The sequence below is a fragment of the Nostoc sp. genome, from assembly GCF_036919895.1.
GTDB lineage: Bacteria > Cyanobacteriota > Cyanobacteriia > Cyanobacteriales > Nostocaceae > Nostoc.
In genome coordinates this window covers 1-26,178 of the sequence record NZ_JBALBW010000041.1, presented here as the reverse complement: position 1 = coordinate 26,178, position 26,178 = coordinate 1, and the positions used below count along the sequence as shown (strand labels likewise).

General features: G+C 41.3%; 31 protein-coding genes. 16 read left to right on the top strand and 15 right to left on the bottom strand.

Features of this window, described 5'->3' with window-relative positions:
• The first annotated feature begins 181 nt into the window (after window positions 1-181).
• Window positions 182-856 carry a hypothetical protein gene (locus tag V7K55_RS07750; protein WP_334829844.1) on the top strand — a complete coding sequence of 225 codons (675 nt, stop codon included), beginning with the start codon at window positions 182-184 and terminating at the stop codon, window positions 854-856.
• Here V7K55_RS07750 and V7K55_RS07745 read toward each other — a convergent pair.
• Window positions 843-2,384: a phytoene desaturase family protein gene (locus V7K55_RS07745; RefSeq protein WP_334829842.1), complete on the bottom strand. Its 1,542-nt coding sequence runs from the start codon at window positions 2,382-2,384 to the stop codon at window positions 843-845. The two genes, V7K55_RS07750 and V7K55_RS07745, sit on opposite strands and share 14 nt — an antisense overlap.
• Window positions 2,385-2,491: 107 nt before the next feature.
• Here V7K55_RS07745 and V7K55_RS07740 point away from each other — a divergent pair, with 107 nt between their 5' ends.
• From V7K55_RS07740 to V7K55_RS07720, 5 genes are all read left to right on the top strand, one after another.
• Window positions 2,492-2,644 (top strand): hypothetical protein, encoded by a 153-nt coding sequence (locus tag V7K55_RS07740; protein ID WP_334829840.1) that lies wholly within the window; start codon window positions 2,492-2,494, stop codon window positions 2,642-2,644.
• 57 nt (window positions 2,645-2,701) lie between these two features.
• Complete coding sequence (locus tag V7K55_RS07735) at window positions 2,702-3,550, top strand: prohibitin family protein (protein ID WP_334829838.1); 849 nt, start codon at window positions 2,702-2,704, stop codon at window positions 3,548-3,550.
• A 170-nt stretch (window positions 3,551-3,720) separates the two neighbouring features.
• Window positions 3,721-4,137, top strand: coding sequence for a DUF1824 family protein (locus V7K55_RS07730; RefSeq protein WP_334829836.1), 417 nt, complete (start codon window positions 3,721-3,723; stop codon window positions 4,135-4,137).
• 71 nt (window positions 4,138-4,208) lie between these two features.
• Window positions 4,209-6,137, top strand: a complete 1,929-nt coding sequence (locus tag V7K55_RS07725; RefSeq protein ID WP_334829834.1) for an ABC-F family ATP-binding cassette domain-containing protein — start codon at window positions 4,209-4,211, stop codon at window positions 6,135-6,137.
• A 275-nt stretch (window positions 6,138-6,412) separates the two neighbouring features.
• Window positions 6,413-8,059, top strand: a complete 1,647-nt coding sequence (locus V7K55_RS07720) for a caspase, EACC1-associated type (RefSeq protein ID WP_334829832.1) — start codon at window positions 6,413-6,415, stop codon at window positions 8,057-8,059.
• 291 nt (window positions 8,060-8,350) lie between these two features.
• Here V7K55_RS07720 and V7K55_RS07715 read toward each other — a convergent pair whose 3' ends face one another.
• The 3 genes from V7K55_RS07715 to V7K55_RS07705 all read right to left on the bottom strand — a co-directional run bounded on the left by V7K55_RS07715 (window position 8,351) and on the right by V7K55_RS07705 (window position 9,381).
• Entirely contained in the window at window positions 8,351-8,719 is a 369-nt protein-coding gene (locus V7K55_RS07715) for a DUF5615 family PIN-like protein (protein ID WP_334829830.1), read from the bottom strand.
• Window positions 8,716-9,009 carry a DUF433 domain-containing protein gene (locus V7K55_RS07710; RefSeq protein WP_334829828.1) on the bottom strand — a complete coding sequence of 98 codons (294 nt, stop codon included), beginning with the start codon at window positions 9,007-9,009 and terminating at the stop codon, window positions 8,716-8,718. The genes V7K55_RS07715 and V7K55_RS07710 overlap by 4 nt, the downstream gene beginning before the upstream one ends.
• Window positions 9,010-9,135: 126 nt before the next feature.
• Window positions 9,136-9,381: a hypothetical protein gene (locus V7K55_RS07705; protein ID WP_334829826.1), complete on the bottom strand. Its 246-nt coding sequence runs from the start codon at window positions 9,379-9,381 to the stop codon at window positions 9,136-9,138.
• Window positions 9,382-9,471: 90 nt separating this feature from the next.
• On the opposite strand from V7K55_RS07705, the gene V7K55_RS07700 reads away from it, so the two are divergent.
• The 5 genes from V7K55_RS07700 (at window position 9,472) to V7K55_RS07680 (ending at window position 12,700) form a co-directional block, all read left to right on the top strand.
• Window positions 9,472-9,789, top strand: a complete 318-nt coding sequence (locus V7K55_RS07700) for a hypothetical protein (RefSeq protein WP_334829824.1) — start codon at window positions 9,472-9,474, stop codon at window positions 9,787-9,789.
• 108 nt (window positions 9,790-9,897) lie between these two features.
• Window positions 9,898-10,293 (top strand): hypothetical protein, encoded by a 396-nt coding sequence (locus tag V7K55_RS07695; protein ID WP_334829822.1) that lies wholly within the window; start codon window positions 9,898-9,900, stop codon window positions 10,291-10,293.
• 105 nt (window positions 10,294-10,398) lie between these two features.
• Window positions 10,399-11,157, top strand: coding sequence for an ATP-binding cassette domain-containing protein (locus V7K55_RS07690; protein WP_334829820.1), 759 nt, complete (start codon window positions 10,399-10,401; stop codon window positions 11,155-11,157).
• Entirely contained in the window at window positions 11,154-11,786 is a 633-nt protein-coding gene (locus V7K55_RS07685) for an ABC transporter permease (protein ID WP_334829818.1), read from the top strand. The genes V7K55_RS07690 and V7K55_RS07685 overlap by 4 nt, the downstream gene beginning before the upstream one ends.
• Window positions 11,786-12,700 carry a glycine betaine ABC transporter substrate-binding protein gene (locus tag V7K55_RS07680; RefSeq protein WP_334829816.1) on the top strand — a complete coding sequence of 305 codons (915 nt, stop codon included), beginning with the start codon at window positions 11,786-11,788 and terminating at the stop codon, window positions 12,698-12,700. Before V7K55_RS07685 ends, V7K55_RS07680 begins: the two co-directional genes overlap by 1 nt.
• Window positions 12,701-12,776: 76 nt before the next feature.
• Here the strand turns inward: V7K55_RS07680 and V7K55_RS07675 are convergent, their stop codons facing one another.
• The 3 genes from V7K55_RS07675 to V7K55_RS07665 form a co-directional block, all read right to left on the bottom strand.
• The gene (locus V7K55_RS07675; protein WP_334829814.1) at window positions 12,777-13,274 is read right to left on the bottom strand and encodes a GNAT family N-acetyltransferase; all 498 of its coding nucleotides are present in this window, start codon (window positions 13,272-13,274) and stop codon (window positions 12,777-12,779) included.
• Between the two features lie 267 nt (window positions 13,275-13,541).
• Window positions 13,542-14,237, bottom strand: coding sequence for a pentapeptide repeat-containing protein (locus V7K55_RS07670; protein ID WP_334829811.1), 696 nt, complete (start codon window positions 14,235-14,237; stop codon window positions 13,542-13,544).
• A 610-nt stretch (window positions 14,238-14,847) separates the two neighbouring features.
• Window positions 14,848-16,131 carry an FGGY-family carbohydrate kinase gene (locus V7K55_RS07665; RefSeq protein WP_334829809.1) on the bottom strand — a complete coding sequence of 428 codons (1,284 nt, stop codon included), beginning with the start codon at window positions 16,129-16,131 and terminating at the stop codon, window positions 14,848-14,850.
• A gap of 200 nt (window positions 16,132-16,331) precedes the next feature.
• Between V7K55_RS07665 and psaM the strand changes: the two genes are divergently transcribed.
• Entirely contained in the window at window positions 16,332-16,421 is a 90-nt protein-coding gene (psaM, locus tag V7K55_RS07660) for a photosystem I reaction center subunit XII (RefSeq protein ID WP_040630342.1), read from the top strand.
• 252 nt (window positions 16,422-16,673) lie between these two features.
• Window positions 16,674-17,084: a hypothetical protein gene (locus V7K55_RS07655; protein WP_334829807.1), complete on the top strand. Its 411-nt coding sequence runs from the start codon at window positions 16,674-16,676 to the stop codon at window positions 17,082-17,084.
• Window positions 17,085-17,282: 198 nt separating this feature from the next.
• Here V7K55_RS07655 and V7K55_RS07650 read toward each other — a convergent pair whose 3' ends face one another.
• A complete protein-coding gene (locus V7K55_RS07650; RefSeq protein ID WP_334829805.1) occupies window positions 17,283-18,008 on the bottom strand; it encodes a tetratricopeptide repeat protein in 726 nt (241 codons plus the stop codon).
• A gap of 410 nt (window positions 18,009-18,418) precedes the next feature.
• On the opposite strand from V7K55_RS07650, the gene V7K55_RS07645 reads away from it, so the two are divergent.
• Both V7K55_RS07645 and V7K55_RS07640 read left to right on the top strand, forming a co-directional pair.
• A complete protein-coding gene (locus tag V7K55_RS07645; RefSeq protein WP_334829803.1) occupies window positions 18,419-18,883 on the top strand; it encodes a hypothetical protein in 465 nt (154 codons plus the stop codon).
• 6 nt (window positions 18,884-18,889) lie between these two features.
• On the top strand, window positions 18,890-19,447 hold the full coding sequence (locus V7K55_RS07640) for a glutathione S-transferase family protein (protein ID WP_334829801.1): 558 nt from the start codon (window positions 18,890-18,892) through the stop codon (window positions 19,445-19,447).
• 63 nt (window positions 19,448-19,510) lie between these two features.
• On the opposite strand, the gene V7K55_RS07635 is transcribed toward V7K55_RS07640, so the two are convergent.
• From V7K55_RS07635 to V7K55_RS07615, 5 genes are all read right to left on the bottom strand, one after another.
• Window positions 19,511-20,002: a YajQ family cyclic di-GMP-binding protein gene (locus V7K55_RS07635; protein WP_265273611.1), complete on the bottom strand. Its 492-nt coding sequence runs from the start codon at window positions 20,000-20,002 to the stop codon at window positions 19,511-19,513.
• Window positions 20,003-20,084: 82 nt separating this feature from the next.
• Window positions 20,085-20,483 (bottom strand): MAPEG family protein, encoded by a 399-nt coding sequence (locus V7K55_RS07630; RefSeq protein ID WP_334829798.1) that lies wholly within the window; start codon window positions 20,481-20,483, stop codon window positions 20,085-20,087.
• 86 nt (window positions 20,484-20,569) lie between these two features.
• On the bottom strand, window positions 20,570-21,073 hold the full coding sequence (locus V7K55_RS07625; protein WP_334829796.1) for a DNA recombination-mediator protein A: 504 nt from the start codon (window positions 21,071-21,073) through the stop codon (window positions 20,570-20,572).
• Window positions 21,048-21,290 (bottom strand): hypothetical protein, encoded by a 243-nt coding sequence (locus tag V7K55_RS07620; RefSeq protein ID WP_334829794.1) that lies wholly within the window; start codon window positions 21,288-21,290, stop codon window positions 21,048-21,050. The genes V7K55_RS07625 and V7K55_RS07620 overlap by 26 nt, the downstream gene beginning before the upstream one ends.
• Window positions 21,291-21,320: 30 nt before the next feature.
• On the bottom strand, window positions 21,321-22,415 hold the full coding sequence (locus tag V7K55_RS07615) for a phosphotransacetylase family protein (protein WP_334829792.1): 1,095 nt from the start codon (window positions 22,413-22,415) through the stop codon (window positions 21,321-21,323).
• A 719-nt stretch (window positions 22,416-23,134) separates the two neighbouring features.
• On the opposite strand from V7K55_RS07615, the gene V7K55_RS07610 reads away from it, so the two are divergent.
• Window positions 23,135-24,115, top strand: coding sequence for an aldo/keto reductase (locus V7K55_RS07610; RefSeq protein ID WP_334829790.1), 981 nt, complete (start codon window positions 23,135-23,137; stop codon window positions 24,113-24,115).
• 275 nt (window positions 24,116-24,390) lie between these two features.
• On the opposite strand, the gene V7K55_RS07605 is transcribed toward V7K55_RS07610, so the two are convergent.
• Entirely contained in the window at window positions 24,391-25,167 is a 777-nt protein-coding gene (locus V7K55_RS07605; protein ID WP_334829788.1) for a PEP-CTERM sorting domain-containing protein, read from the bottom strand.
• Between the two features lie 505 nt (window positions 25,168-25,672).
• The gene (locus V7K55_RS07600) at window positions 25,673-26,050 is read right to left on the bottom strand and encodes a response regulator transcription factor (RefSeq protein WP_334829786.1); all 378 of its coding nucleotides are present in this window, start codon (window positions 26,048-26,050) and stop codon (window positions 25,673-25,675) included.
• Window positions 26,051-26,178 lie beyond the last annotated feature (128 nt).

Below are 26,178 nucleotides of genomic sequence, written 5' to 3'. Positions count from 1 at the left end.
CTGTATGACTGAAATTTTGGTATTAACTTGACACTTTCCTCATGTAGATTTTAAAAAAGTGTTTTTTTCTCTTTTGAGAGTAAACTTTTAGCGATAATGCATAAGTTTGCAAATTAATAAAGAGGATTTTTATGAGGATTTTTTTAGATAAAATAAACTACAAAGATCATTAGGGATATATATGCGTTTTTCTCAGTTTGCAGGGCTTGTTAGTTGTACTACCGCAGCTTTTATATCAATTGCGCCCATGCAGGTAGAAGCTGCAACTTTTAAAGTGATATCAGGAGTTACTAGCATCGATCGCGATCACGAAGATATTCTTAAAGGTATCGGGCTAACCTTGACAGGTACTAATAATACAGTCGCACCAATCCCTAGCAATTATTTAGTTGGCCTTAACATCGATTCAGCCACCAACTTCACATTTAGCGACGAGGGCGGTTTTACTCCGCTTTCAGGGACAATTGAGCATACTGGTACTGTTACCTTCAATAATCAAACTACTGTTGGTGACTTTTCAATTGGTTTTGCTCCAGGACGTACTACCGAAGGTGCTAGCGGATTTGTTTTAAGAGACACATTTTCTTTAGATACAATTTTGTTTGATTTGAGTCTTCCAAAACCTGCGGTATTTGATGGTCAAAATTTAACCATCCCTGATGTTAAATTGCTGTTTTCCCCAGAGTTTGCCAAGATACTAAACAAACCTGACTTGACAGGTTTGTTTGCTGGAACTGCACGAATTGATGCTCAAGTTGCTGCCGTACCCGAACCTGATAGTGTACTAGCAGTTTTGGCAGTGGGTGCGGCTCTCTTGGCAACTAGATTTTATACTCAAAAAATTAAATGCACTTGATATCTTGAAGCATTGCTAAATGCTTACTAACTGGTGCAAGGGTATTGGCAGCAATCAGCCCACTGGCGGCGACTGCTGGTAAACCAATACCGGGAAATGTTGAGTCGCCACAGCACATCAATCCTGGTAGGGGTGTGCTGGGGCCAGGAAACATACCACTTCCAGCTTTAATTGCTGGGCCATAAGAACCTTGGTGACGGCGGAGATAACGCTCGTGAGTTAGAGGTGTACCAACAAGTGTGACTTCGCAACGAGAGCGAATATCTGGAATTACTCGTTCTAAAGCTTGCCACATTATTTCTGCACGCGATCGCTTTTGTTCGGCATATTCTTCACTCCTTCTATCCATTCCCTGCCAGATAGAGTATGGTTCATTACCAGGTGTATACACATGAATCACGTGTTTACCTGCTGGCGCTAAAGATGGATCGAGAACTGAAGGGATGGAGATAACCACCATATTCTGAGGTGCTGTTATGCCCAATTCCCAGCTATTAACCACGATGTAATGACACCGCAAATTTGACTGTAATCCTTGAGCATCAATGCCGAGATGTAGATGCATAAAGCTATCACATTCTGGTGTAGCTTGTCGTTTGCGGCGGTACTGTTTAGGTATTGCCTTTTCTGGTAGTAACTTCAGTGTGTCCCAAACCGAGGCATTAGAAATTACTGCTCGTTTGGCGCGAATTTCGGAGCGATCGCGCAGACGGACACCCACCGCCCGATTGCCTTCTACAAGCACTTCCTCCACATGAGCGCCCAACATCAGCTTTCCGCCGTGACGCTCCAATCCTTGTACAAGGCTGTCAACTAAAGCACCACTACCACCGATCGGATATTCAAGTACTGCGTCTGGCCGATACCAGTCCGCAAACATAAATGCTACCTCTGCGGCGCTAGTACCATCTGCGGGCAATCCAGAAAGGAGAAAGCACAGCAAGTTCAGCCAATTTCGGGTAAACGAGTCTTTAACAACCCCATCCATAATCCGGCTGAAGGGGCCTGTCAGCTTGATTATATTCGCCACATTTTTTGTCAGAGATGGGAGAAAAGGGCCCACAGTTCTAGCTGCACCAAAATCAAAGCGTAACGCGGCTGGTGGTATGGAAGTTGCAGCTTTAGCAAATGGTTCCATAACGCGCTGGAGTTCTTGCCATTCGGCTACAGCATCATCACCAGAGAATTTCATCAGCACTTCACAAAATTGCTCGGCACCAACCGCCGTGTCAAAATCACCTTCAGGCAGACAACAACCCCAAGTATCGTAAGTGACACATGGTAATTCCGAACCAATTGCATCTAATACTTGTCGCAAAGGGTTAGCAGAGGGGCTGTAAGATAGACCAGAGTAAAGAGACGGGCCAGAGTCAAACTTGAAACCATTGCGCTCAAAACCGTGAGCAGCGCCTCCAGCAATGGAGTGGCTTTCGCAGACTATCACATCAAAGCCATACCGTGCCAAAACAGCAGCACAACTCAAACCGCCAATACCGCTACCAATAATAACTATATCTGTGTTTTGCATATCCCTAATGTTTGCAACAATAAATTAAAACAGTTGTGGAAACTTGGATAATATCATTCGCTCCCCCATCCATAAACCGCTCTAATTGGTTAATATCATCACTAAGGATGAACGGAAAACCGCCAGTGATGCGTTCTTTAGATGAAAAATTTGATTCAGACAGACTTAAACTAGAAACTGAGTTTACTTCAAGTCAAAGTAAAACTAGGGACTGGGGACTAGGGACTGGGGACTGGAAGACAAGAGGAGAAGGGGAATAACTAGCCCAATGAGCAATGACCAATGACCAATGACTAATTCATATTGGAGAGAGGAATTTGAAAAATCAGCAATTAGGAAATTGGCAAACCACAGTTTTAGGAATTGTGTTAGCAACACTAGTGATTTTGGGACTAAATTCCTTTATCATTATTAACCCAGGAGAAGCAGGAGTGATTAGCATCTTGGGTAAAGCTAGAGATGGCGCTTTATTAGAAGGGATTCATGCAAAACCGCCTTTTATCTCAGTGATAGATGTGTATGATTTGACGGTGCAGAAATTTGAAGTGCCAGCAGAGAGTTCTACTAAAGATTTGCAAAATTTATCTGCGAGATTTGCGATTAACTTTCGCCTCGATCCCATGCAGGTAGTTCAAGTTAGAAGGAAACAAGGAACCTTAGCAAATATTGTATCGAAAATCATTGCACCACAGACACAAGAAGCATTTAAAATTGCAGCCGCTAGAAGAACAGTAGAAGAAGCAATTACTAAAAGAAGTGAGTTGAAAGAAGACTTTGATGAAGCGCTAGGCGATCGCTTAGACAAATATGGGATAATTGTGTTAGATACTAGCGTAGTTGATTTAGCATTCTCACCAGAATTTGCAAGAGCAGTGGAAGAAAAACAAATTGCTGAACAACGGGCGCAAAGAGCCGTTTATGTAGCACGGGAAGCAGAACAAGAAGCACAGGCAGATGTGAATCGTGCTAAAGGTAGGGCAGAAGCTCAAAGACTTTTAGCAGAGACACTCAAAGCCCAAGGAGGACAGTTAGTTTTGCAAAAAGAAGCAATTGAAGCTTGGAAAAGTGGCGGCGCTCAGATGCCCAAAGTCCTCGTTATGGGTGGTGACTCAAAAAGCGGTGTTCCTTTCCTATTCAACCTTGGGAATGTCCAAAATCAACCGTAAGGAGTTGGCATTAGATAACAAGCTCCATTATAAAATTTGCTCTGACTTCAGACAAATTTTATAACACTTGGACGATTCCCAATCTAAAATCTAAAATCCCAAATAGTATAATTTGGGCTAGTCCCAACTCAAACACAACAGAAAAACCAACAAGATCCTCATCAAAGTTTATGTCAATCCCCAATCCTGAAAATCTCACCGCAGAAGAAGCGAAAAAATTACTGAATAAATTTAACTGTTTAGACATTGCGCCTATTCTCAATGCATCCGAAAAAGCAGTAATTCGTGATGCCCTAATTTTGGTAAAAAACCTTGCTGATTATCAAATTTTAGGGATTTGTGCTGATACAGCAGAGGAAGGAATACTGGCTATGAAAACCTATTCTCTAGCTTTGGGTTATGAACCACCAAACAATTTACTGACACCCGAAGGGCCAGTTTATATCAAATTGAATGGTAAAAATGGCTTGTGCTATCTTGATTCTTATGCCGGACATCATCGTGGTGTATTAGTATCTTGTCAGTCTTACCACGAAGACGGAATCAACGAAATGTATGGACATCTACCCTTGGATTTATTTGCATAGAATTTGGCAAATGTAGGTAAGGTATGTGCTTTACCTACTAACTAACTATCAATGAAAAATTACTAGATTTTATGAGTATTGTTACACTCCAGTCGGTAAAAAAAGACTTTGGCATCAAAGAAGTTTTAAAAGATGCCAGTTTTAGCCTTGATGCTACCGATAAAGTTGGCTTAATTGGTACTAATGGTTCAGGGAAATCAACCCTGTTAAAAATGATTGCCGGGTTAGAATCCATTGATAGCGGTCAAATTATCATCAACTCTGGTTCTAAAATTATCTATTTACCCCAGCAGCCAGATTTAGATGAGAACCACACAGTTTTAGAGCAAGTTTTTGCTGACAGTGGCGAACATACAACTTTGGTGCGTGAGTATGAGGAACTATCAGATAAATTAGCTCACTATCCAAATGATAGCCAACTAATGTCTCGCCTTTCTGTGGTGATGCAAAAGATGGATACAAATAATGCTTGGGAACTAGAAACCAACGCTAAGATTATTCTCACCAAATTAGGAATTTCTGACTTTGATGCCAAGATAGGCACTTTATCGGGAGGCTATCGCAAGCGGATTGCTTTAGCATCAGCGTTATTAGCAGAACCCGATGCTTTGCTGATGGATGAGCCGACAAACCATCTTGATGCGCTTTCTGTTGAATGGTTACAAAGTTATTTAAATCGCTATCGTGGCGCACTTTTTCTGATTACTCACGATCGCTATTTTCTAGATCGTGTCACCAATCGGATCGTTGAAATCGACCGAGGCGACATTTACACCTATACAGGTAACTATTCATACTACCTTGAAAAGAAAGCTTTAGCTGAAGAATCTGCCGTAAGTAGTCAACGGAAACATCAAGGCTTGTTGCGGCGCGAGTTGGAATGGCTGAAAAAAGGGCCGAAAGCTAGGAGTACTAAGCAAAAAGCTAGAATTGACCGCGCTCACGCTCTGCGGGATACTGAATTTAAAGAAGTTCAGGGTAAAGTTGATATTTCTACAGTTGGTCGTCGCATTGGTAAGAAAGTTATTGAATTAAATAACATTTCTAAAGCATACAATGGACGCACTCTAATTAATAATTTCACCTACGAATTTAGTCCAGAAGACCGCATCGGCATAATTGGAGCTAACGGTGCGGGTAAATCCACTTTAATGGATATTATTACTGGACAAATTAAGCCAGATTCAGGTGTTGCAGATATTGGGACTACAGTTCACATTGGTTATTTTGACCAGCATTCTGAAGAATTGCTTACAGCTTTAAACGAAAGTCAGCGCGTGATTGACTACATCAAAGAAGAAGGTGAATTTATCAAAATTACCGATGGAACTCAAATTACTGCTTCCCAAATGTTGGAGCGGTTTTTGTTTCCTGGTAATCAACAGTATGCGCCAATTAGTAAACTTTCTGGTGGTGAAAAACGCCGTTTATTTCTGTTGCGAGTTTTGATGGGTGCGCCCAATGTCTTGATTTTAGATGAACCGACAAATGATTTAGATGTTCAGACTTTGGCAGTATTAGAGGATTATTTAGAAGATTTTGTTGGGTGTGTAATTGTAGTTTCTCACGATCGCTACTTTCTCGATCGCACCATCGACACAGTATTTTCCTTTGAGGAAGGCGGTAATCTCCGGCTATATCCAGGTAATTACTCGATTTATCTGGACTATAAGAAGGCTGAAGAGGCACAGCAACAAGCTGCTAACACTAAGGAAAAGCCCAAAAATGCCGAAGTCCAAAATGGTGCATCTGCACCCAAGGATGTAGAGAATAGCAAGCGGCGGAGATTATCCAATTGGGAAAAGAAGGAATTTGAGCAGTTGGAAGGTAAAATTGCCGAGTTAGAGGCACAGAAGGCAGAAACCGAGAAAACGCTAGGGAATGTGTCATCGGGGAATTATAGCGAAGTGCAAAAGCTGTACGATCGTGTAGAAAAGCTCAAGCACGCGATCGATGTGGCGACAGAACGGTGGTTAGAATTGGCGGAGATGGAGTCTTAACGAGCATTTCACGTTTGGAAATATACCGGGCGATTAGAAATCGCGACTACACAGACAAAACCCACCTCCGTGGGTTTCAAACGCTCAATTTTTTCTTAGTCCGCCTCCGCGGACTACCCTGCGGGAAGCCGCAAAGCATCTATGCTTGTGTAGCTGCGAATTCTATTTGCTTTAGATACAGAGAAAAAAGACGAAGAAGCCAAAAGACTAAAGATTATCTTTCTTTCCTCTTCCTCATTGAAATATAGTTATTTTTATTCGCACTTATCAGGTACATGGCAAAGCTAGCATTGCTGATTGGAATTAGTGACTATCAACCAGGGTTAAATGCTTTACCTAGCGCTGTGCAAGATATAAAAGCAATGCAGCGAGTCTTACAGCACTCAGAAATGGGTGATTTTGCCAATGCTGATATTACAGTACTGGAAAATCCCCCACGCCAAGTAATGGAAGAAGCAATTGAAACTTTGTTTTCTGGTCGTCAAAAAGATGACTTAGTATTGCTGTATTTCTCAGGACACGGTGTTAAAGATGAAGCTGGCAGATTATCTTTGACAAATAGCCAAACCCGTAAGAACCTTAAAGGCGAACTCATTCAAACTACCGCTACTACTGCCAGATTTATACATGGAATGATGGAAAATAGCCGTTCTCGGCGACAGGTAATTATTCTTGACTGTTGCTTTAGCGGTGCTTTTGCTGAAGGAATGAAGGCAAAAGATGATAACAGCGTAGATATCAAGAATCAACTGGGAGGGGAGGGACGGGCGGTACTAACTTCTTCCACGTCTACTCAGTATTCTTTTGAACAAGTAGGATCAGACCTATCGGTTTACACCCGCTACATTGTGGAAGGTATTGAGAAAGGCGCGGCTGACACTGATAACGATGGCATGATTTCTGTAGATGAACTGCATGAATATGCCCGTAAAAAAGTGCAGGAAGCAGCCCCAGCAATGAAGCCAGAAATTTATGCTGTTAGAGAAGGCTTTAAAATCAAGTTAGCGAAAGCTCCTGTAGGCGATCCTCAATTGGTGTACCGTAAGGAAGTAGAGCGATGGGCTAGAGAAGGTAAAATTTCGGATGTGAGTCGTCGCATTCTGAAACGTCGCCAGGGTGAGTTGGGTTTGTCAGTTGAGGTAGTAGCCCAAATTGAAACCGAAGTTTTGGAACCTTACCGCAAGTATCAAGCAAATCTCAGGGAATACGAAGAAGCATTAGCTGAGGCGCTTCAGGATGAAGGGACGCTGAGTCAGCATACACAGGAGGAATTCAAGCGGTTACAGCAAGTTTTGCAACTTAGAGATGAGGATATTGCAGTCATTGCGGCGCGTATTACCACACCCCCAACCTCTCCCCGCGAGCGAGGAGGGGAGCAACAAAATGAAGATAACCTCAGTTCAGAGAAAGGCGTAGACTATACCAAACTGCGCGACTTGCTAGCAGCAGGGAACTGGAAAGACGCTGATCTTGAAACCTATCAGGTGATGATTGAAGCGCTTGGGAATAAATGGATGAGGTATGAAGAATTACAATTATTAAACTTTCCCTGTACTGACCTCTGCACGATTGACCGCCTATGGGTAAAATATAGCAATGGACGCTTTGGCTTCAGCGTTCAAAAGGAAATTTACTTGAGCGTTGGCGGTAAGCTAGATCGTAAGTATAACAAAGAAGCCTGGGAAAAATTTGGCGATCGCGTAGGATGGAGAGTACCAGGTGGCTGGTTTGGGCCTAAATGGATAACATACTATCAACTTACTTTAGATACAGATGCCCATCGTTATGCCCATAGCGGGCACCTTCCAGCTAGAAGTGTGTGGAAGCGGTTCGTGGGTCTTTCTGGGTCTATTGATACAATTGATTATTGCTGGGAGTATTCGCTGGACATTTTCTCTTGCATCGAGACTTGTAAAGTCTAACATTTAAAGCTTTCAGAGATTTATAAAGATTTATTGCAGAGCTTCTGGGCACGCAATAATCAACATTTCAGAAATCCGAAGTAGCGCTAATTTTTTCTATAAACATCTTTCCGATGCTTACACTGCGATGTGCCAGTGAGTTGAAAATCTTCTGGCAAAATAACAACTTGGTGAGTGCCATCAGTGCTGAGTTTGGCGGTGTTCATGATTTTACTTTTCTTCTGTTGCCGTTGCTCATAGTTAAACTATAGCGCTTTCCAGCTTTTAGCTCTAACTGAACCGTATTGGATACTATTCATCAATCCAACTACTCAGGAATTCTACCTGATTCTGCATTTCTTCTGCTGACTTAGCTGCAATTAAGCTCAAAATACCGCGCATTAGTTCCCCCACTGAGTAACGTTGTTGCTGTACCAAAATCATTCCTGCATGAGATTGTTCTTTGGTCAAAAAATCAGTGTGCAAACGGTAAAAATCTCTGATATTAGAACTATATAAAACAAAACCTTGCTCAGTTGCCCACGTTAGCTGTTCTTCATCGGTATATCCCAGCCTATTCAAATTTAGATTTGTAGTCACATCTACACCACGATTTTGTAGAGCCAGAACTAGAGAACGTGTGGTAGAATCTTCATCCATATACAAGCGAATTCGGCTCATGAAAGTTTTTGAGTTTGATGCAGTTTCTCTAATCTGTCTCCCTCTGCCTCTTCTGCTGCAATATCAGCGTCAATTTGGTCGCGGTTAGCATGATAATAAGTTAAAGCTGCATAAACCTGCGCTAAGGTCAAATGACTAATTTGATCTGCAATCTCTTCTGCGCCATAACCTTGTTTGTACCAGATGGCTATGCGCCTGACTGTCACGCCTGTACCAGCAATAATCGGACAACCGCCGTGTATTCCAGAATGATGGTTAATAAGTGTACCAATATCAGTAATAGTTATCAAAACTTGTTCTCCTAAATGTCTCACACTAAATATTATTCTCTATAAAATTCATTACTTTGCACTTGCTTAACTACACAGGTAAAGCCTGGATGTTGCGCGACTTGGAAATAGCGATCGCATAACTCATTATCTCTGCTCTGAGCGGTTAGCAAGATATTCATCTATAGTCACTGACTCACCATCTCTATACTCAGTGCGAACTACTTCAATTTCTGCCAGTGTTTCTGCATCGTCTTCATACAACACTTCTTCGGCTTCAAAAATTTGTTGCTCAATTAGCTCTTGAAGTTGACGTTTTTCTGTTAAATCAAGGGAAGATATTGCTTCTGCTAAAGTTTCTAAGGAGAGTTGTAGTTTAACAATGGCTGGCATTTTTCTCCTATTGGGTGTGTTTTTTTTCGCATTGTGACACCATTATGCTGATTTTAACTCTAATTATCATGGTTACGCATCTGTGGAAAAATGCGATCGCCTACCCATCAAGTTTTATATCTAGTCGCTAACATCACGATATTCATCCTTAACATCGCCATATCGATAAGTTATATCCCGATATTCATCACCAACATCACAATTTTACTTATTGATATCGCAATATTCATCCTTAACATCGTCATATTTATAAGCTATATCGCGACATTCATCACCAATATCACGATTTTACTTATTGATATCGCAATATTTATCTTTAACATCGCGACATTGATCGCTAACATTGAAGCGATCGCCAGCAACAAAACTAAGTATAACATCCTAAATCAGGAAAAGTACTTAATTTAGTGAGCTAATTTCGTTTAAAAAAATACACTTGTTCGCTAATTTTACTGCACCAGAAAACAGCTTGATGAGGTCAAAATAGGTTTTAACCTCTCCTTAAGGAATATATTTATGCCTCGTCAAAAACGTACATCCCGTGTTATAGAAAAAGCTGAATTCAGATTCGCCGGATTTAAAGCAATCGATCCAGATATGAATTTTGATGATTATTGTAACTTGGAAAAACTGGCTCAATCAATTGAGCAGTTACACACTACTATTGATGCTTATAATGCTGCTCTAGCTGTAGTTGACTCTTCTAAAACTAAAATTGATGAAATGGAAAAAAACTTGAGTAAGCTTTCAGACAAAATGCTGAAGGGAGTTGCTTTTAAGTATGGCACAGACAGCAGCGAATATGAAATAGCCGGTGGTGTTCGTGATAGCGATCGCATCCGTAAAAGCAGATTGACTCGATTGAAAACTAGTGCGGGGCTAGCATCAGATCGAAATGCTAAAACGGCATAGTAAAGTAGTAAGGTGTGTTATGCCAAAGGCTAATGCACCGTTTTTATAATTTATTGGGGTGCGTTAGGCTAACGCCATAATGCCACTACATATACTAAGCCACTAATGCCGCAAAATAACCAAACTGCTGTCGAATTCCGCAATGTCACCTTTAGCCGCAATCATCGCCCATTGGTGTCAAACCTTAATTTCACCATCCATCAAGGAGAAGCACTGGTATTACTTGGGCGCAGTGGTAGCGGCAAAACCACGACAATGAAGTTAATTAATCGCCTATTTACACCTACACAAGGTGAAGTTTTATTTGATGGTATTCCCACAACTCAATGGGACGAAATTAAACTGCGGCGAAAAATTGGTTATGTTATTCAAGAAATTGGTTTATTTCCCCATTTCACTGTAGAACGCAATGTGGGTTTAGTTCCTTCTTTAGAAGGTTGGCAATCTAAACAAATAAAAACGCGGGTTTATGAGTTGTTAAAATTGGTAGGCTTAGAACCAGCACAATTCGCCGGACGTTACCCGCACGAACTTTCAGGTGGACAAAGACAAAGAGTCGGGGTAGCCAGGGCTTTAGCAGCAGATCCGCCAGTATTGTTGATGGATGAACCCTTTGGCGCACTCGATCCCATTACGCGGCTAGAACTGCAACAAGAGTTTCGACATTTGCAGCAAGAATTAGGCAAAACAGTTGTTTTCGTCACTCACGATATTCAAGAAGCCTTAGTTTTAGCATCAAGAATTGGTTTAATGTATGGCGGAGAATTGGTAGTATTGGGGACGACAGATGAATTTATGCGATCGCAACATCCAGAAAGCCTTGCCTTTCTGCAATGTCTGCGTTCCCTGCAAGATACTTTATGAAAAATTTCTTCCTGGTTAAGTATGCCCCAGAAATTCTTCAGCATACTCTCGAACATCTATTTTTAGTAGGCATTGCAATTGGAATTGCCATCCTTGTAGGCATTCCTTTAGGTATTTTAATTACACGCAAAACTTACCTTCGCCAACCAATTCTCGGCATAGCGAATATTTTCCAAACTATTCCTAGTTTGGCACTGTTTGGTTTACTCATTCCTGTTCCTATAATTGGCGGAATTGGTGCAGTTCCAGCAATTGTTGCTCTGACTGTATATTCCTTGCTGCCGATAATTCGTAACACTTACACAGGTATTACTAGTGTAGATCCAGCAATTAGAGAAGCTGGGAGAGGGATGGGAATGACAGATAGACAATTGTTATTACAAGTTGAGATTCCCTTAGCAATGGGAATAATTTTAGCAGGTGTGCGAGTAGCAACGGTAATTGCTATTGGGATTGCAACGATTGCAGCCGCAATTGGTGCTGGTGGTTTGGGAGTATTTATTTTTCGCGGCATATCAGTAGTGAACGACCAGTTAATTTTAGCTGGTGCAGTTCCAGCGGCGGTAATTGCATTACTAGCTGATTTTGTAATTGGTTCGTTGGAGAATAAATTAAAAATTAAAAGTTAATGAAAAGATTTTTTACATTGTGCTTTTTAACTTGTGTCTTATTATTAGCGATCGCTAGCTGCACACCAAATACAAATAGTAGCAGCGATGGCAATATTATTGTTGCTTCTAAGGATTTTACTGAACAAGATATTTTAGGTGAACTTTTAGCACAGCAAATCGAGGCAACAACTAATTTAAAGGTATCTCGCCGCCCTCGGTTGGGTGGTTCTTTTGTTTGTCATAGTGCGATTACTGCTGGCAAAATCGATGCTTACATTGAGTATTCAGGCACAGCTTTTACAGCTATTTTAAAGCAGAAGGCAGTTAACGATCCGAAAGAAGTATATGAGAAGTTAAAACAAGCTTATGCCCAGAAATTTAATCTAGAAGTAATGCCAAGCTTAGGTTTTGAAAACACTTTTGCAATGATTGTCCGGGGTGATGATGCTAAACGCTACAATATTCAAACTCTCTCGGAAGCTACTCAATATACACCGCAGTGGCGCGGTGGTTTTGGTTACGAGTTTTTAGAACGAGAAGATGGTTTTCCGGGATTAGCAAAAACTTATGATTTACGTTTTGCCAAACCTCCCCAAATTATGGATTTGGGTTTAATATATCGTGCTTTGATTCAAAAACAAGTGGATATGGTGGCGGGTAATTCTACTGATGGGCAGATTTCTCGCTTGGGTTTAGTTGTCTTAAAAGATGATAAACACTATTTTCCACCTTATGAAACAGTACCTATTGTTAGACAAGAAATATTAAAAAAATATCCCCAATTAAGAACTGCGATCGCTTCCCTTGCGGGGAAGATATCGGCAGACGAAATGCGGCAAATGAACTATTTAGTTGAAGGTGAATTACGCGATATTAAAGATGTTGTCCAAGAGTTTCGGAAATTGAAAGGATTAGGTTCATCTCAAGGATAAATATAAAGGGAGTATTTTACTTGTGTAAAAATATTTCTAGCCTTGGCAAATGGAATTTAGCTAAAATTTGGACTAGTTAGCTATTATATGCAAATACCACAAACCCAGTGCCTTCATAAGTGAACTCTGCCATCTTGCACATATCCATCTTTTGATGTGCGTGCAATGATGCTTCGTTGTTTGCTTTAATAAACAGTATTCCTTCTCGCTCTGGTAGAAAATCTTTCAACTTAGCGAACATTACCGCAGCAATACCTTGCCCACGCATGGTTTCATCAACACAGATGGGGCCATACAAGTAAGCATCTTTTGTACCAGCGTAGGCTTGTAACACTACCTTTATTATTGGTAAATTAGCAGTTGTCTTTAACCAACTGAGTAAAAATCCGACAACTTGACCATCTTTGCGGGCAACAACACTCGGCATTTGAGATATAGTCATTATTACTGCTTCTGGTTCAAGATGACCTAACAACATACCACCATGTTCTGAGTCATTGGCTTGGGCCAATTTGATAATTCCAGTAATATCGCGGAGGCTGGCACGGTCAATCACAACATCATTGAGGTGCATACAGTCTTAACCTAAATTAGGAAAAATAGAAGTTACCTAGTAGGGAGCGCTAGCTTAAAGCCAAATTCAAAGGGGATAACTAGCAAGGTGATTTTTAGCGATCGCTTCATCTAGAGTTTTTATCCTTTGAGTTTTGCGATCGCTCGTTGGAAGATAATAAGCAGGGTTATTTTCCAATTATCCGAACTTGAATATTATTCATTATGCCATCTCTGGCTCAACAGCGATCGAACTAATATTTAGTTGTGCAATAGCTTCCAGCCAAAGTCATTGGAGAGCAAAATCCAAGTCACTTTCAATTAACTTTGCATCTGTTAGGTTAACCCCACTTAAATTGCAAAAGTGAAATTTTGCCCCTCTAAGGTCTGCTAATGATAAATTAGCTCCTGTTAAATCTGCATCAGTGAGGTTAACTTCAGTTAAGTTAGCCCTACTTAGATTAGCACCCCTCAGTGAAGCTTTTTGTAGGTTTGCCTTAGTTAAGTTTGTCCTCATTAGGTACGCTTTACTCAAATCGGCTCCATTTAAATTAGCTTGGCTTAAGTCTGCCGCCGTTAAATCAGCTTTACTTAAATTGGCTTGACTTAGGTTTGCCCAACTCAACAAAGCATAACTTAGGTTAATTTCACTCAGCTTCATTGATGCAAGGACTGCACACTTCAAGTTAGCATTAATAAAATTTCTTTCTCCCATTGCATAACGGCGTAAAACTTGATCGGTTGTTAATCTGTCTAAAACAGCTTTTGAAGCGCCTTGGTAACACCATGTAGCTTCTAATAGTTTAGCAGCAGTGTTAACAGCTACCTCATCACATTTAGCAATTATCACACCATTGCAGCCATCCCATTGACCGTTAAGCATAAGGGCAATCTCACTAGCAGCAGCAATTGAATCAAATAGTAAAATAGATTCTTTGCGCTGTTTTAACCAACTATCCCAACCAATGGAGATAATATTTTTCATTTCTATAAGTTTTGGTACGTTAGGTATAAATTTGAGCGACTGTATGATGTTGAGTCAAACTCGGATTGAGACTTCCAGAAATAACAATGGTTTTCATAAAGCAAGTTTGACTGACTTTTGCTTTTTTTAGGCTATCGTAAATCAGAATGAATTTTGAGGCGATTATAGAGCAATACAGTTCTGTTAAGGCTAAAACTTTTTACCAAAGTCATTTTTTTTAACGTTCGCGGAGCGTGCTGGAGGCATCAACGCAAAGGACGCATTCGCGCAGCGTCTCGTCAGAGAAGGACGCAGAGAGAAAGAAAGAAAGGCTTAACTGAATCGTATTGTGTTGTCGGGGACTGGTGCAAATTCTGATTAGTTGCCGCAGGCTACCGCAGAGGACAAGGAGAAATAAGAGTTTAAGAGATAGTTGCCGTCAGTTCTGTAGTTAAAACTTATACCGATAATTAGTAAAGGGGATAGATGACATTCGCTTAGTGCGAAGCACCCATCCCCGAATAGCTGCCCAGATGATGAACCTGGAATCCTATAGTCCGGTATCTAATCATCCCAGTATCGTCCGATATATGTCAGTTGTCACTGGGATAGATACTGATTTACAGAATATCTACGAAAAGATCGTTACACAATTACTTTTATTCACCCCTTCCATCGCTAATAGTGCCGTCCCGTAAGCGGCTTCTGTATACACTGACGCTACTACAGGAACCTGCAAATGACGCGCCCTGATTGCAGTCCAAGCGTCATTTGCTGCACCACCGCCAGCAGTATAAACACGGCTCAACTTGTCTGCACCCTTATGCTGTAATAATTCATACCCTCGCGCTTCTATGCGGGCAATGCTTTCTAATAACCCATGCAGAAATTCTACTGGGCAATCTGGGCGTGGTTCCAATCGTGGGGGTAAATTGGGATCGTTAATCGGAAAGCGATCGCCTACCTTCAACAACGGATAATAATCTAATTCGCTGGCTTTTGATGCGTCAATTTCCCAGCTAAGGCTTGCTAACTCAGCGTTTGTGAAAAATTGCTTCAGCACTGCACCCCCAGTATTAGAAGCACCACCAGTTAGCCACAAATCCCCCAAACGATGGCTGTAAATTCCATATCTGGCATCTTCTACACGGGTACGACTTAATAACTTTAGTACCAATGTTGAACCAAGGGAAGTCACGGCTTCACCAGGTAATTTTGCGCCACTGGCAATAAAAGCCGCAATACTATCAGTTGTGCCAGCACACACCAAGCAATCACGCCGGAAACCGAACTTATCCGCAATTTCAGGACGCAATTTGGCAACGGGAGTACCAGGAGTTAAAACTTTGGGTAGCTGAATCGGTATTTGCAACTTTTCTAGCCATTCTGGGTATTTCAACTCTTCCACGTCATAACCCAGCTTTAAAGCATTATGGTAATCGCTAATCCCCAACTGTCCATGTAGGAGAAACCCCAGCCAATCTGCTTGATGCAGGAAATATCTAGCTTCACTAAAAGCGGGTAATTGTCTCATCCAGACAAGTTTGGCTAGGCTGGAGGTGGCACTTAACACGGTATGATTAGGTGGTGCTATCCGCCTCAAATCCTCTAGCACCAATGATCCCCGCGCATCATTATACAGCAGTGGTGCATCTGTTGGATTGCCAGCAGCATCCACCAGCAAGACTGTAGAAGAAGTCCCATTAATTGCGATCGCTTTAATTTTTCGCCGCAACTCTTCAGGTATTTGTTCCAGCAGTACAAACAAAGCCTCCTGCCAAATTTTCGGCGTAACGGCGGCTGGTGAGTCCTCAAAGGGATATCGCACCTCAGCCTGAATAGAAGAGGCTTCCTCGTCAATCACTACGCCACGTGCGCCAGATGTGCCGAAGTCGATACCCAAATACAAATTCATAATTTTTATAAATTTTTTTAATGGAGAATAAATAAAGACTACTGACTAATAACTGCTTTTGTTGCATCTTGTAACAAGATATTCCCCAATCCTGGCAAAACAAGGAAAAGTAGTAAACGAACTGTTCAAAATCTATTCAGGTTAGGAGGTTTTCAGCCATGCCTATCTTAGATACTCTGTATATCGCTCAGATATCTTCCATCTCGGATACTCAAGTCTACATCGCTCTAGTTGTGGCGCTGATCCCAGGAGTTCTAGCTTGGCGATTAGCCACAGAACTTTACAAATAACGCTTCGATGTGACACAGTTAAAAAGCTAATAATCCTGGCAGTACGGGGTGCAGTTTCCAGATGCTGATGGCTTTATGCCATAAGTACCTAGCAAACTAGTACTTACGTAAGCCAGGTTATTTTTTAAATGGTGCAACACTTGTAGCTATTTTAAAAAAATGAAGTAATATGACAGCTAAATCAAGCAGTAATTAGCGCCAGAGCGCTTTTACAGTGCTTCCCTTCACTCAGCGAGGTTATTTTTTAGCATCATGAACGCGATTCAACCCTCCAGACCACCGTTACAACCTATACAAAAACGCCGGGTTACTCCTCGACCAAAGCGGCATCTTCGTCAACGTTCTTACCAGGTGATGGCACTGGAAAGCACAGCCAAGATAGCGGTTAATCTTGTCGTTACAGCCGTTGCAGCATCTGCTCTAGCACAACTTTTGCCTTATCATTGGTTACAGCAAGAGAAGTTGCGAGAAATTAGTACTGAAGTCAAGCTGATGGAAGGACATGTCAATGGTTTACAGGCGGAATTTAGCCGTAACTTCGATCCGCAACAAGCTAAAAGTATTAGACAACAACAAGGATACCGATTTGATCCTAGCCAGCGTCGTGTTGTGTTGATGAATAAGGATACTCGAGAAGATGAACAAACAGAGTCATCACCCTAAGAACAATAGGGAGTTTAGGATTATTTAGGTTTCTTGTGTTTCTGGCTACGTATAAACCGGGTGTTATTTTATATTATTGCTAATAAATAATGGTTAGTAGCTAATTTTTGAATAGCTATGTAGTTATCATCTATTAGTAAAATGCAATTCAAAATTTAACCAATTATTTTGAATTCTGAATCTTCCAGAATCACTAATCTACCAAATAGGATGCTCAGGAGATAACAAATCGTTTAGCCAATTTTCGATTTGTAAACGCAACCGAGAAACAGTAAGGGACTTAGTTGTTTCAAGATCGGGCAATTGAGTGAGGGCGCGACGATAATCAGCGATCGCACAATTCCAGTCACCCCAAAGATGGTAAGTTCTGCCACGTTCAGCCCAGATATGACCTTCTAGTTGACCGAAAAGTAGTGCTACCTCAAAATCCTCAATTGCCTCTTCATATTGCCCTAAGTCACGCCAGGTAATGCCTCTGTTAATCCACGCTCGGACATGACAAGGATTCAAATCAATTGCTCGATCGTAGTCGGTAAGTGCTGCTACTAATTCTCCACAAGCCGCGTAATAATTTGCCCGATTATTATAGGCACTAACCAAATAGGGATTGAGCTTGAGGGCGGTGTTATAATCGTAAAGCGCTTTTGGTTTTTCACCACTTTGGAAATAAATCAGCCCCCGGTTGTTGTAATCAACGGCATTGTGCGGATGGCGGTAAATTAGTTGGGTCAAAAGTGCGATCGCCTCAGTATAATCTCCTTGTTGAGCCGTCTTCAAAGCAAAAGAGCGTAAGTAGTTATTCTCTAAAGTAGATGTGCTGCGATCGTTTTTGCTCTCCTCTGGGACTTTATTTGTGTGATTTAAAACATATTTATATTGCTTGCAATGCTTGTCATCGTCAGCTAAAAATGAGTGAATATTCATCTTTCCCTGCCTGAAATCCCTGCTTTGTGAAATAAAATTCTAGTTTTCTCTCGCTAGTGGTTTTACCACTGTTTTTATTCTTAAGGTATTTAGGGTTACATGAAAGCCATCTAAAGGGAGAACTTAACCTAGCCGCACAAGAAAAATCTACGCCCTAAATAAACAATTGCTCCTCAAACCTAATCATGGATACTCGATCCCAAAGGTGAATTCCAGAAATAGCAGATGTGAATCTCAAAGACTAGTCAGGTAGTGAGAGCGACAAATTGGTAGAATGCCAACAAGCCGTTCGTTAAAGAAGGGACTGGGGACTGGGGACTAGGTACTGGAAAAAATTAGTTTAACCCCAATCAGCAATCCCCAATCCCCCAGCATCTAGATTTAATTTTTAAGTTTTGAGAAATTTTCTGATGACAACCGCAATTTCCTATCCCAATGCGCCTGATTTAGCAACCGATGACTACATTGTTATCGGCTTGGCAACCTGCTTCGTCAAAGAAGATGGAGAAGTTTATCAAATCGAAGTCATAGAACCGATTCCTTCTGCGGCTTTGGAAGCGCTGTTAAAGGGCATTCCTACCTCCTATAAGCTTGCCCATGCAACAACTTTGGGATCTGTCTTGGATGGCGATTCACAATTCCTGCCAGATGGCTTCCCAGAGTCGGCTCAGTTTGGAGAAGAATTTATGCCGAGGGCATTTGCAGCCGCTCGTACCTATAAGCGTCGTGAATCTGCAAAATCCCTGATTCCATTAGGTACAAACTACACTGAATTTAAGTATTCCATTGAGCGCAAACGGGTGCTAAATGCCGCTAGAGTTGTAACGAAAGAAGATAACGTTAAACAGCATTCTCACACTCACAAAGTTCTTTAAGAAATTATGCTCAAACTTTACGGCGGCGCTCGGAGTCGAGCCTCAATTGTTCAATGGTATTTAGAGGAAATCCAAGTTCCTTACGAATTCGTCAACCTCGATATGCAGGCGGGTGAACACCTCAAGCCTGAATATTTAGCAATAAACCCAGTTGGTAAAGTTCCAGCAATTGTTGATGGGGATTTTCAGCTTTGGGAATCTGGAGCAATTTTGCTGTATCTTGCCGAGAAGTACAGTAAAAGTCCACTTTCATTAGAGGAACGTGCTGTATTTTCCCAGTGGGTGTTGTTTGGCAATTCTACCCTAGCTACAGGGATTTTTGTAGAAGCAAATCGGGAGCGAGAAATGCCCCGCTTGTTGAATGCGTTAAATGAAATTTTCAGTAAGCAGCCTTTTTTGCTGGGTAATGAGTTCACTGTTGCTGATGTGGGAGTGGGTTCTATTCTGAGTTATATTCCCATCTTGCTGAAGCTAGACCTCAGCCCTTACCCAGCAGTGTTGAACTATATCAAGCAGTTATCTGAGCGTCCGGCATTTCAAAAAAGTATTGGCGGAGGGGCTTAGAATAATTCGTAATTCATAATTCGTAATTCGTAATTAAGAATTCAATTACGAATTACGAATTTTTTAGCGATAATTTGTAAATTGCAAAGCTACCGGGTAGTCTTCTTGTTTTAGTCGCTGCATAACTTCTTGTAAGTCATCTTTAGATTTGGCAGAAACCCGCACAGCATCACCTTGGATTGAGGCTTGTACTTTTTTGAATTCGTCCCGAATCAATTTAGAAATTTGTTTGGCGATTTCTTGACTGATGCCTTTTTTGAGTTTGATTTCTTGACGCACGCGATTACCGCTAGCTGATTCAACTTTGCCAAAATCAAAGATTTTCTGGGAAAGGTTACGCTTGGCGGCTTTTTCTCGCAGGACGGTGTGTACAGAATCTAAGGTAAATTCGCTGTCAGTACTAACGTTAATGCTTTCTTCGACCAACTCGACAGTAGTTTCAGTGTCTTTGAGGTCGTAACGACCTTTGATGTCTCGGATAACTTGATCGACAGCGTTAACTAACTCTTGTCGGTCAAAGTCGCTCACAATGTCAAAGGAAAATGTAGAAGCCATAAAACATTTTAGAATTTGGATTTTAGATTTTTGGTTTTGGATTTTGGATTTTGGAAAATTTTTCCTAGTCCCCATTCCCCAATTAACTAGTAGCTTGGATGATGCTCAAGAAGATAAGAGTGATAGAGCTAACTATGCCAGTAGCAAACATGAGCGATCGCAAAAGGGGTATATTCAAAATATAAAAAACTGAGTATAGCAAACGAGCCACCACAAAGGCGATCGCAGCTAGTTGTCCTGTAGAAGAATTTACACCAGTTACATAAGCCATCAATGCTGCTGCGGCAAATACCATAAAGGCTTCAAAGGTGTTCTGATGTGCCCAAGTCGCTCGTTGGGCATAAGGCGGCAATTTATCAACCATTGCGCGAGGAGTAGCAAGCATTTCCTTGCCAATACCCACACGGGCATAAGCTACTACCAAAAATGGCAGGTAAATCAGAACGACAGCAGCAGCGATCGAATACAAAAAAATTATCATTACTTATTGTTGTTGGTTACTAGTCATTAGTCATCAGTCATTAGTCATTAGTCAAATACAAATGACAAAAGACAAATGACAAATGACTAATCAAAGTAGAAAAGCGTTACCACTTTTCTTTGTTCTTCTGCATCTTGACAAGTTTGCAACAATGTGCGGCTGTCATGAAATGCAAAACAGATCAGTTGCTGGCAACGGGAGACAATTTCCTTGTTGCACAGGTAACTAGCTTCAGCAAGAGACAGATTATCATTACTGGGATTTTCCACTAAATGCATTACCTGTTCTAGCTGCTGGCGCGATTCCGAAGGCTGGCGTTCCAGGCTTTGGGGTAGAATCACCGTTAACAAATTTGCATCAGCCCGCGTTGCTCCCTTAATGGCGGCTGAATTTGTACCTGTAGCACCAGATGTAATGATGCGATTACCCGATAAAACTAGGGCATAAGTCATCATTTCAATCAGATTCTGATGCGTAATCGGAACGTGACGAGAACCCAGCAAGGCGATTTTTTTGGAACCCGTTTGTTGGATTGTCGCCAGTTCTTGCGCTAATGTATCGAGTTTAATAAGGTCTGTTGATTGGCTCAAAGATAGACATAATCCGATTAAACGACCCAGATATTTTACCAAACAGCGTGTAGGTGCGAGGAAAACTTGAGTTAGAGATTGCTACAATTTTTCGACTGTTTGGTTGAATAACTCGATTATGGTGCGGAGGGAGACAGCACGCGATCGCCTCTAAGGTGACAGCGTGCCGATCTTTATCTTCGCCAGTAGTACAGGCTCCTACCTGATAATTGAGCATAAATGCTCTTAATTGTTTAGCTTGATGAATCTAAGACAATGCTGCTGCTGGAGTTAAACCCAGTTGAGATAACAGGCGTTCAATGTCAAAATGCTCAGACATTAACTGCCGAATGCAATGAACCTTAATCGGTTCGTGGAGGCGGACTTGTCCGAAAGTGCGGTTAATAATTTCTACAGTGGTGAGGGTATCTAAGTCAACAGATAAAATGGGGATTTCTAGTTCTTCAGCACGACTGAGAATGAACGGTGGCGGTGGTAGTTGCCCAGTGAGAATTAAACATTGGGTAGAAGTTTCCAAAGCCGCTTGCTGAATTTCGACGCGATCGCCTCCGGTTACAACTGCCATATTTCGGCGTTTGCGGAAATACTTGACAGCAGAGTTGACATTCATCGCTCCAATTGCCAGACTTTCTACCAACAAATCCATGCGATCGTTGCGACAGAGAACGTCAGCCTTTAACTGCTTCACCAGTTCACCAACACTGATACTACGAAGCAAATCGCTATTTGGCAGCATTGCTAGCACGGGAATCCCTTGCTGTTCCAAAAATGGACGTAAGAGAGTGTTAACTGCTTCTAGTTGGGTGACAGGGATATCATTGATTACAACTCCCATCAAGCGATCGCCTACACGCCCTTTAGCAGCCAATAGCGCCTCGACTGAAACCAACGATTTATAGCGGCTTACCAACAGCACGCCAGCATCCAGTACTTCAGCCATTTGCAGCAAAGACAAGTTAAACAAATTGCCTTCAGAAAAGTCACCAGGCCCCTCCAGTAAGACCAAATCTCCTTGGGACTTATGCAAATATTGCTGTACTAGAGACTGCTGATAATCGGTTTTGTCTTCTCCTCGTAAGCGCTTCTGCACATTGAGTTCATCCAAAGCCAGCATTGTAGGTGCGACACGGTTTTCCGGCAAATTGAGGCTAAGAGCGATGAATTGGACATCTTCCTCAATTACGGTTCCACTAGACGAATTTAGACACGTACCAAGCGGTTTACCGTAGGTAATATCCAGTCCTTTTTGCTGTAGCTGATGAGACAAACCCAGAACAGTTGCAGATTTACCGCTATAAGTCTCGGTTGAGCCAATCAGCAAATATTTAGGGGATTTTGGCACACATGCACTCCTAATTTCAAAATTCAGAAGAACCCAGCTAGGTGTTTCCTAATTCTAGTTCCTTCTGGCAAAAGCCTCTCGCTCTCACAAATTAAGGTTTCCCAGAATTCGCTTCTGAATAAACAGGCGAGGCTCTTATGGGTAGGTTTTTCAGATTAGACCAGTTTTTTGGGTTTTAGAACCAAAAAGATTGCCTCAAACCTTAAAACTACGTTAAATATCTTCTAGGTTTCTATAGGAATCCGGTTTAATTTCTGAAAATATACGTAGGATGTGATCGCGGAGAGTACGGCATCAAACCCTTGATAATAGTGCGTTACGAACTCCGTCATAACACACTCTACAATTTTCTTTGCTAAGTTAAGATTTAGTTTAAAAAAAGTATTGACATGAACACCAACTTAGAAGAATTTTAATATCTATGGAAGAATGGCTTGGACTCTGATTGGGCACTCTTAAAATTCAATACTTCACCTTCAGAAAAAGAACCAAGATATTTAATTGTAAATACGAAAACTAAACAGGGTTTGCTAGTTCATGATGATGCTATCTATCAGCATCTAAAAGAAACTATGTGTGAAAAAGGGGTTCGTATTATTTCAAGTTTATGATGATGTCTATTTTTCCAATAAATACTTCTAAGTGTAGATGACTGAGTGATAGGGAAAGGGATAATGCTGAAGGAGTAGATTTTCTCTGACTCACTAGGAGATTATGTGATGAAAACCAGAAAGCTAGGGAAACTTGGGTTAGAAGTTTCAGCCATCGGACTTGGTTGCATGGGAATGTCCGAGTTTTATAGTGGTCGTGATGAAATTGAAGCGATCGCTACAATTCATCGAGCCTTGGAACTTGGAGTTAATTTTCTTGATACTGCTGATATGTACGGGCCTTTTACTAACGAGCAATTAGTAGGCAAAGCAATTAAGGATCGCCGCGATAAAGTAGTATTAGCAACCAAATTTGGTAATGTTCGCACTGAAGATGGTGGTTGGAAAGGGATTAGTGGCAAACCGGAATATGTCCATGAAGCTTGTGATGCCTCACTCAAACGTCTAGGAGTGGAAGTAATTGACCTCTATTATCAACATCGGGTAGATACAACCGTGCCCATTGAGGATACTGTCGGAGCAATGGCAGAGTTAGTAAAGCTGGGAAAAGTCCGTTATTTGGGACTTTCAGAGGCTGCTCCGGCGACGATTCGGCGGGCTGTGGCAGTTCATCCGATTGCGGCATTGCAAACAGAATACTCGCTTTGGAGTCGAGAGCCAGAGGATGAAATTTTACCTACAGTGCGAGAATTAGGAATTGGGTTTGTTCCCTATAGCCCATTAGGAAGAGGTTTTTTATCAGGTGCGATCGCTAGCCCTGACGATCTAGCACCTGATGACTATCGCAGAAATGCGCCTCGCTTTCAAGGTGAGAATTTTTATAAAAACCTACAATTAGTTGAGCAAGTGAAGGCGATCGCCACCGAAAAAGGAGTAACTGCTAGTCAGCTTGCACTAGCATGGCTATTGGCTCAAGGAGAAGATATTGTCCCAATTCCGGGGACAAAACGCCGTACTTACTTAGAAGAGAATATTGCAGCTACCGAAATTACCCTGACTGAACAAGAGTTGAATCGACTAGAAGCAGTTGCACCAAAAGGTGTAGCATCTGGCGATCGCTACCCTGACATGAGTACTGTTAACCGTTGATTTATTAATGAAATGTAACCAAATTTGTGCCGATTGTTCCCAGTAGTGCGATACAGGTGAAAAGCTATGATTTAGGCACTACACAAAATAATTATGTTGTGAATCAAGATAATTATGTCATTTCAGGTTTTTATTAATCATTCTTGGATGGTAAATAGACCTGCGCTGTAGGGGCAATTTATGTAGACGCAAAGTGGCTTACCGTTGAGTATTGCCCCTACGACATATATGGTTTTTCACTATGGCAAAAGTTTTTGGAGAGTGATAGAAGAGGATTATTTAGCAGTTTGTTGCTTGCGTTTCATTTTCAATGCTAGTGCGATCGTTGCCAGCACACCAAGAACAGTATTAGGTTCTGGGACTGAAAGCTGATTATCCACAGTTCCTGTTTTGTGAATGTCTATCAATATACTTCCAGTATTGTCACTATAGAAAATATCGTTCACAGCTAGGAACAAAAAAGTCGCTGTGGTGGGAATTGTAAATGTTGTCTCACCAAAGATACCAAAAACACCATCAAATAATGTTTGTTGACCACAGATTCTGTTAGGGTTACTCAGGGTTGCATCACTGCACATATAAGCATTTTTGCCAGGGTCAAAGGTAGAGCTTGGGGAGGCGGTAGAATCAAACAAAGTGTTAGAAGTCCATGTGTTCTGAGTGTAGTCATATTGATTGGCATCTTGCTGATTGAGGGCTACAGCATCAACCACACGTTGTTTAGAAGATGTATCAAGAAGCTGATCTGAGGTACTGAATACCCCTATCATGTCGCTCCTTTGACCTGGACTCCAAACACTCGTGTTAAATTTACCAGAAATATTCAGGCTGATGGAGTCGCCACCTTTCAAACCCAAATCTGCTAGGGATATGGCTTTAGTGTTACCAGCAACAGTATTCACACCTTGGTAATAAGTTGTGTCAGCGTAGGTTCTCAAAAAGGTGTCTGTAGGATCGATTGTCAGGGATGCGGCTTGAGCTTTGTTAACGGTAGAGAATGCTCCTAGTCCTACTAGACTAGAAACCATTAAAACACCCAGAAATTTTTTCATATTCTTGCATTGATTGCGTGTAAATCTATGTTATGCAATAGCCGATAAAGCTTGTATAACTTTACACAGATGAGTGTTGAATATTAGATATGTTTAACTGGAAAAACCCCGAACAATTACAGTATTTTTATTTATAAGTTCTAAACTATTTGTTACTTCAAGTTGCAGCATATTTAGGCAGTATTTACACGTAAGGGCTATTCTGTGTAAATATTGGCAATTGAAAGTGCTTCTAACTCAGCCATAAGGTAGTGGCTGAGTTAGAAATTATATTGTTCGTGCCGCCCCTGTGTGTTTGAGCATCTGTCAACGATTCTTCGTCTGAAGAAGGCGGTTTTCAAATCATCTATACTTGGTATTTCTTGTTAATGTGTAAGCTTTATAGCGTTTCCTAATCATACAAAGTACATCATAGCCCCCTCATCGCTTGCGGGGAGGGGGTTGGGGGTGGGGTTCTTGTACCTCACTCAACTGAGAACCGCTATAATATTATTCATTATTTTATTCAAAAGCCCAATACCTGCCTTGATTTTTCAAGCACTTCTTTGGGGCGAAATGGTTTAGTCAGATATAAATCTGCACCAACCTCAATCCCTTTTTGTTTGTCAAATTCCTGCCCCTTAGCTGTCAATATAACAATGTAGATGTCAGTCATTTCTAAGTCATGTTTAACAATGTGGCAGACTTGCAAACCGTTCATTTTAGGCATCATCACATCGAGAAAAACTAGATTTGGTTTTTCAGTTTTAATAGTTTCAAGAGCCTCTTCACCATTTCTAGCAGTTAGAAGTTCAACACCCTCGTCTTCTAATGCTTCTAAGGCTTGTTCCATCAAAATCAAGATATTGGGTTCATCGTCAACAATCAAAATTTTCTGGGTCATAAGATTTAGGGAATTGGAAATTGGGCATTGGGAATTGGGAATTGGGAATTGGGAATTGGGAATTGGGAATTGGGAATTGGGAATTGGGAATTGGGAATTGGGAATTGGGAATTGGGAATTGGGAATTG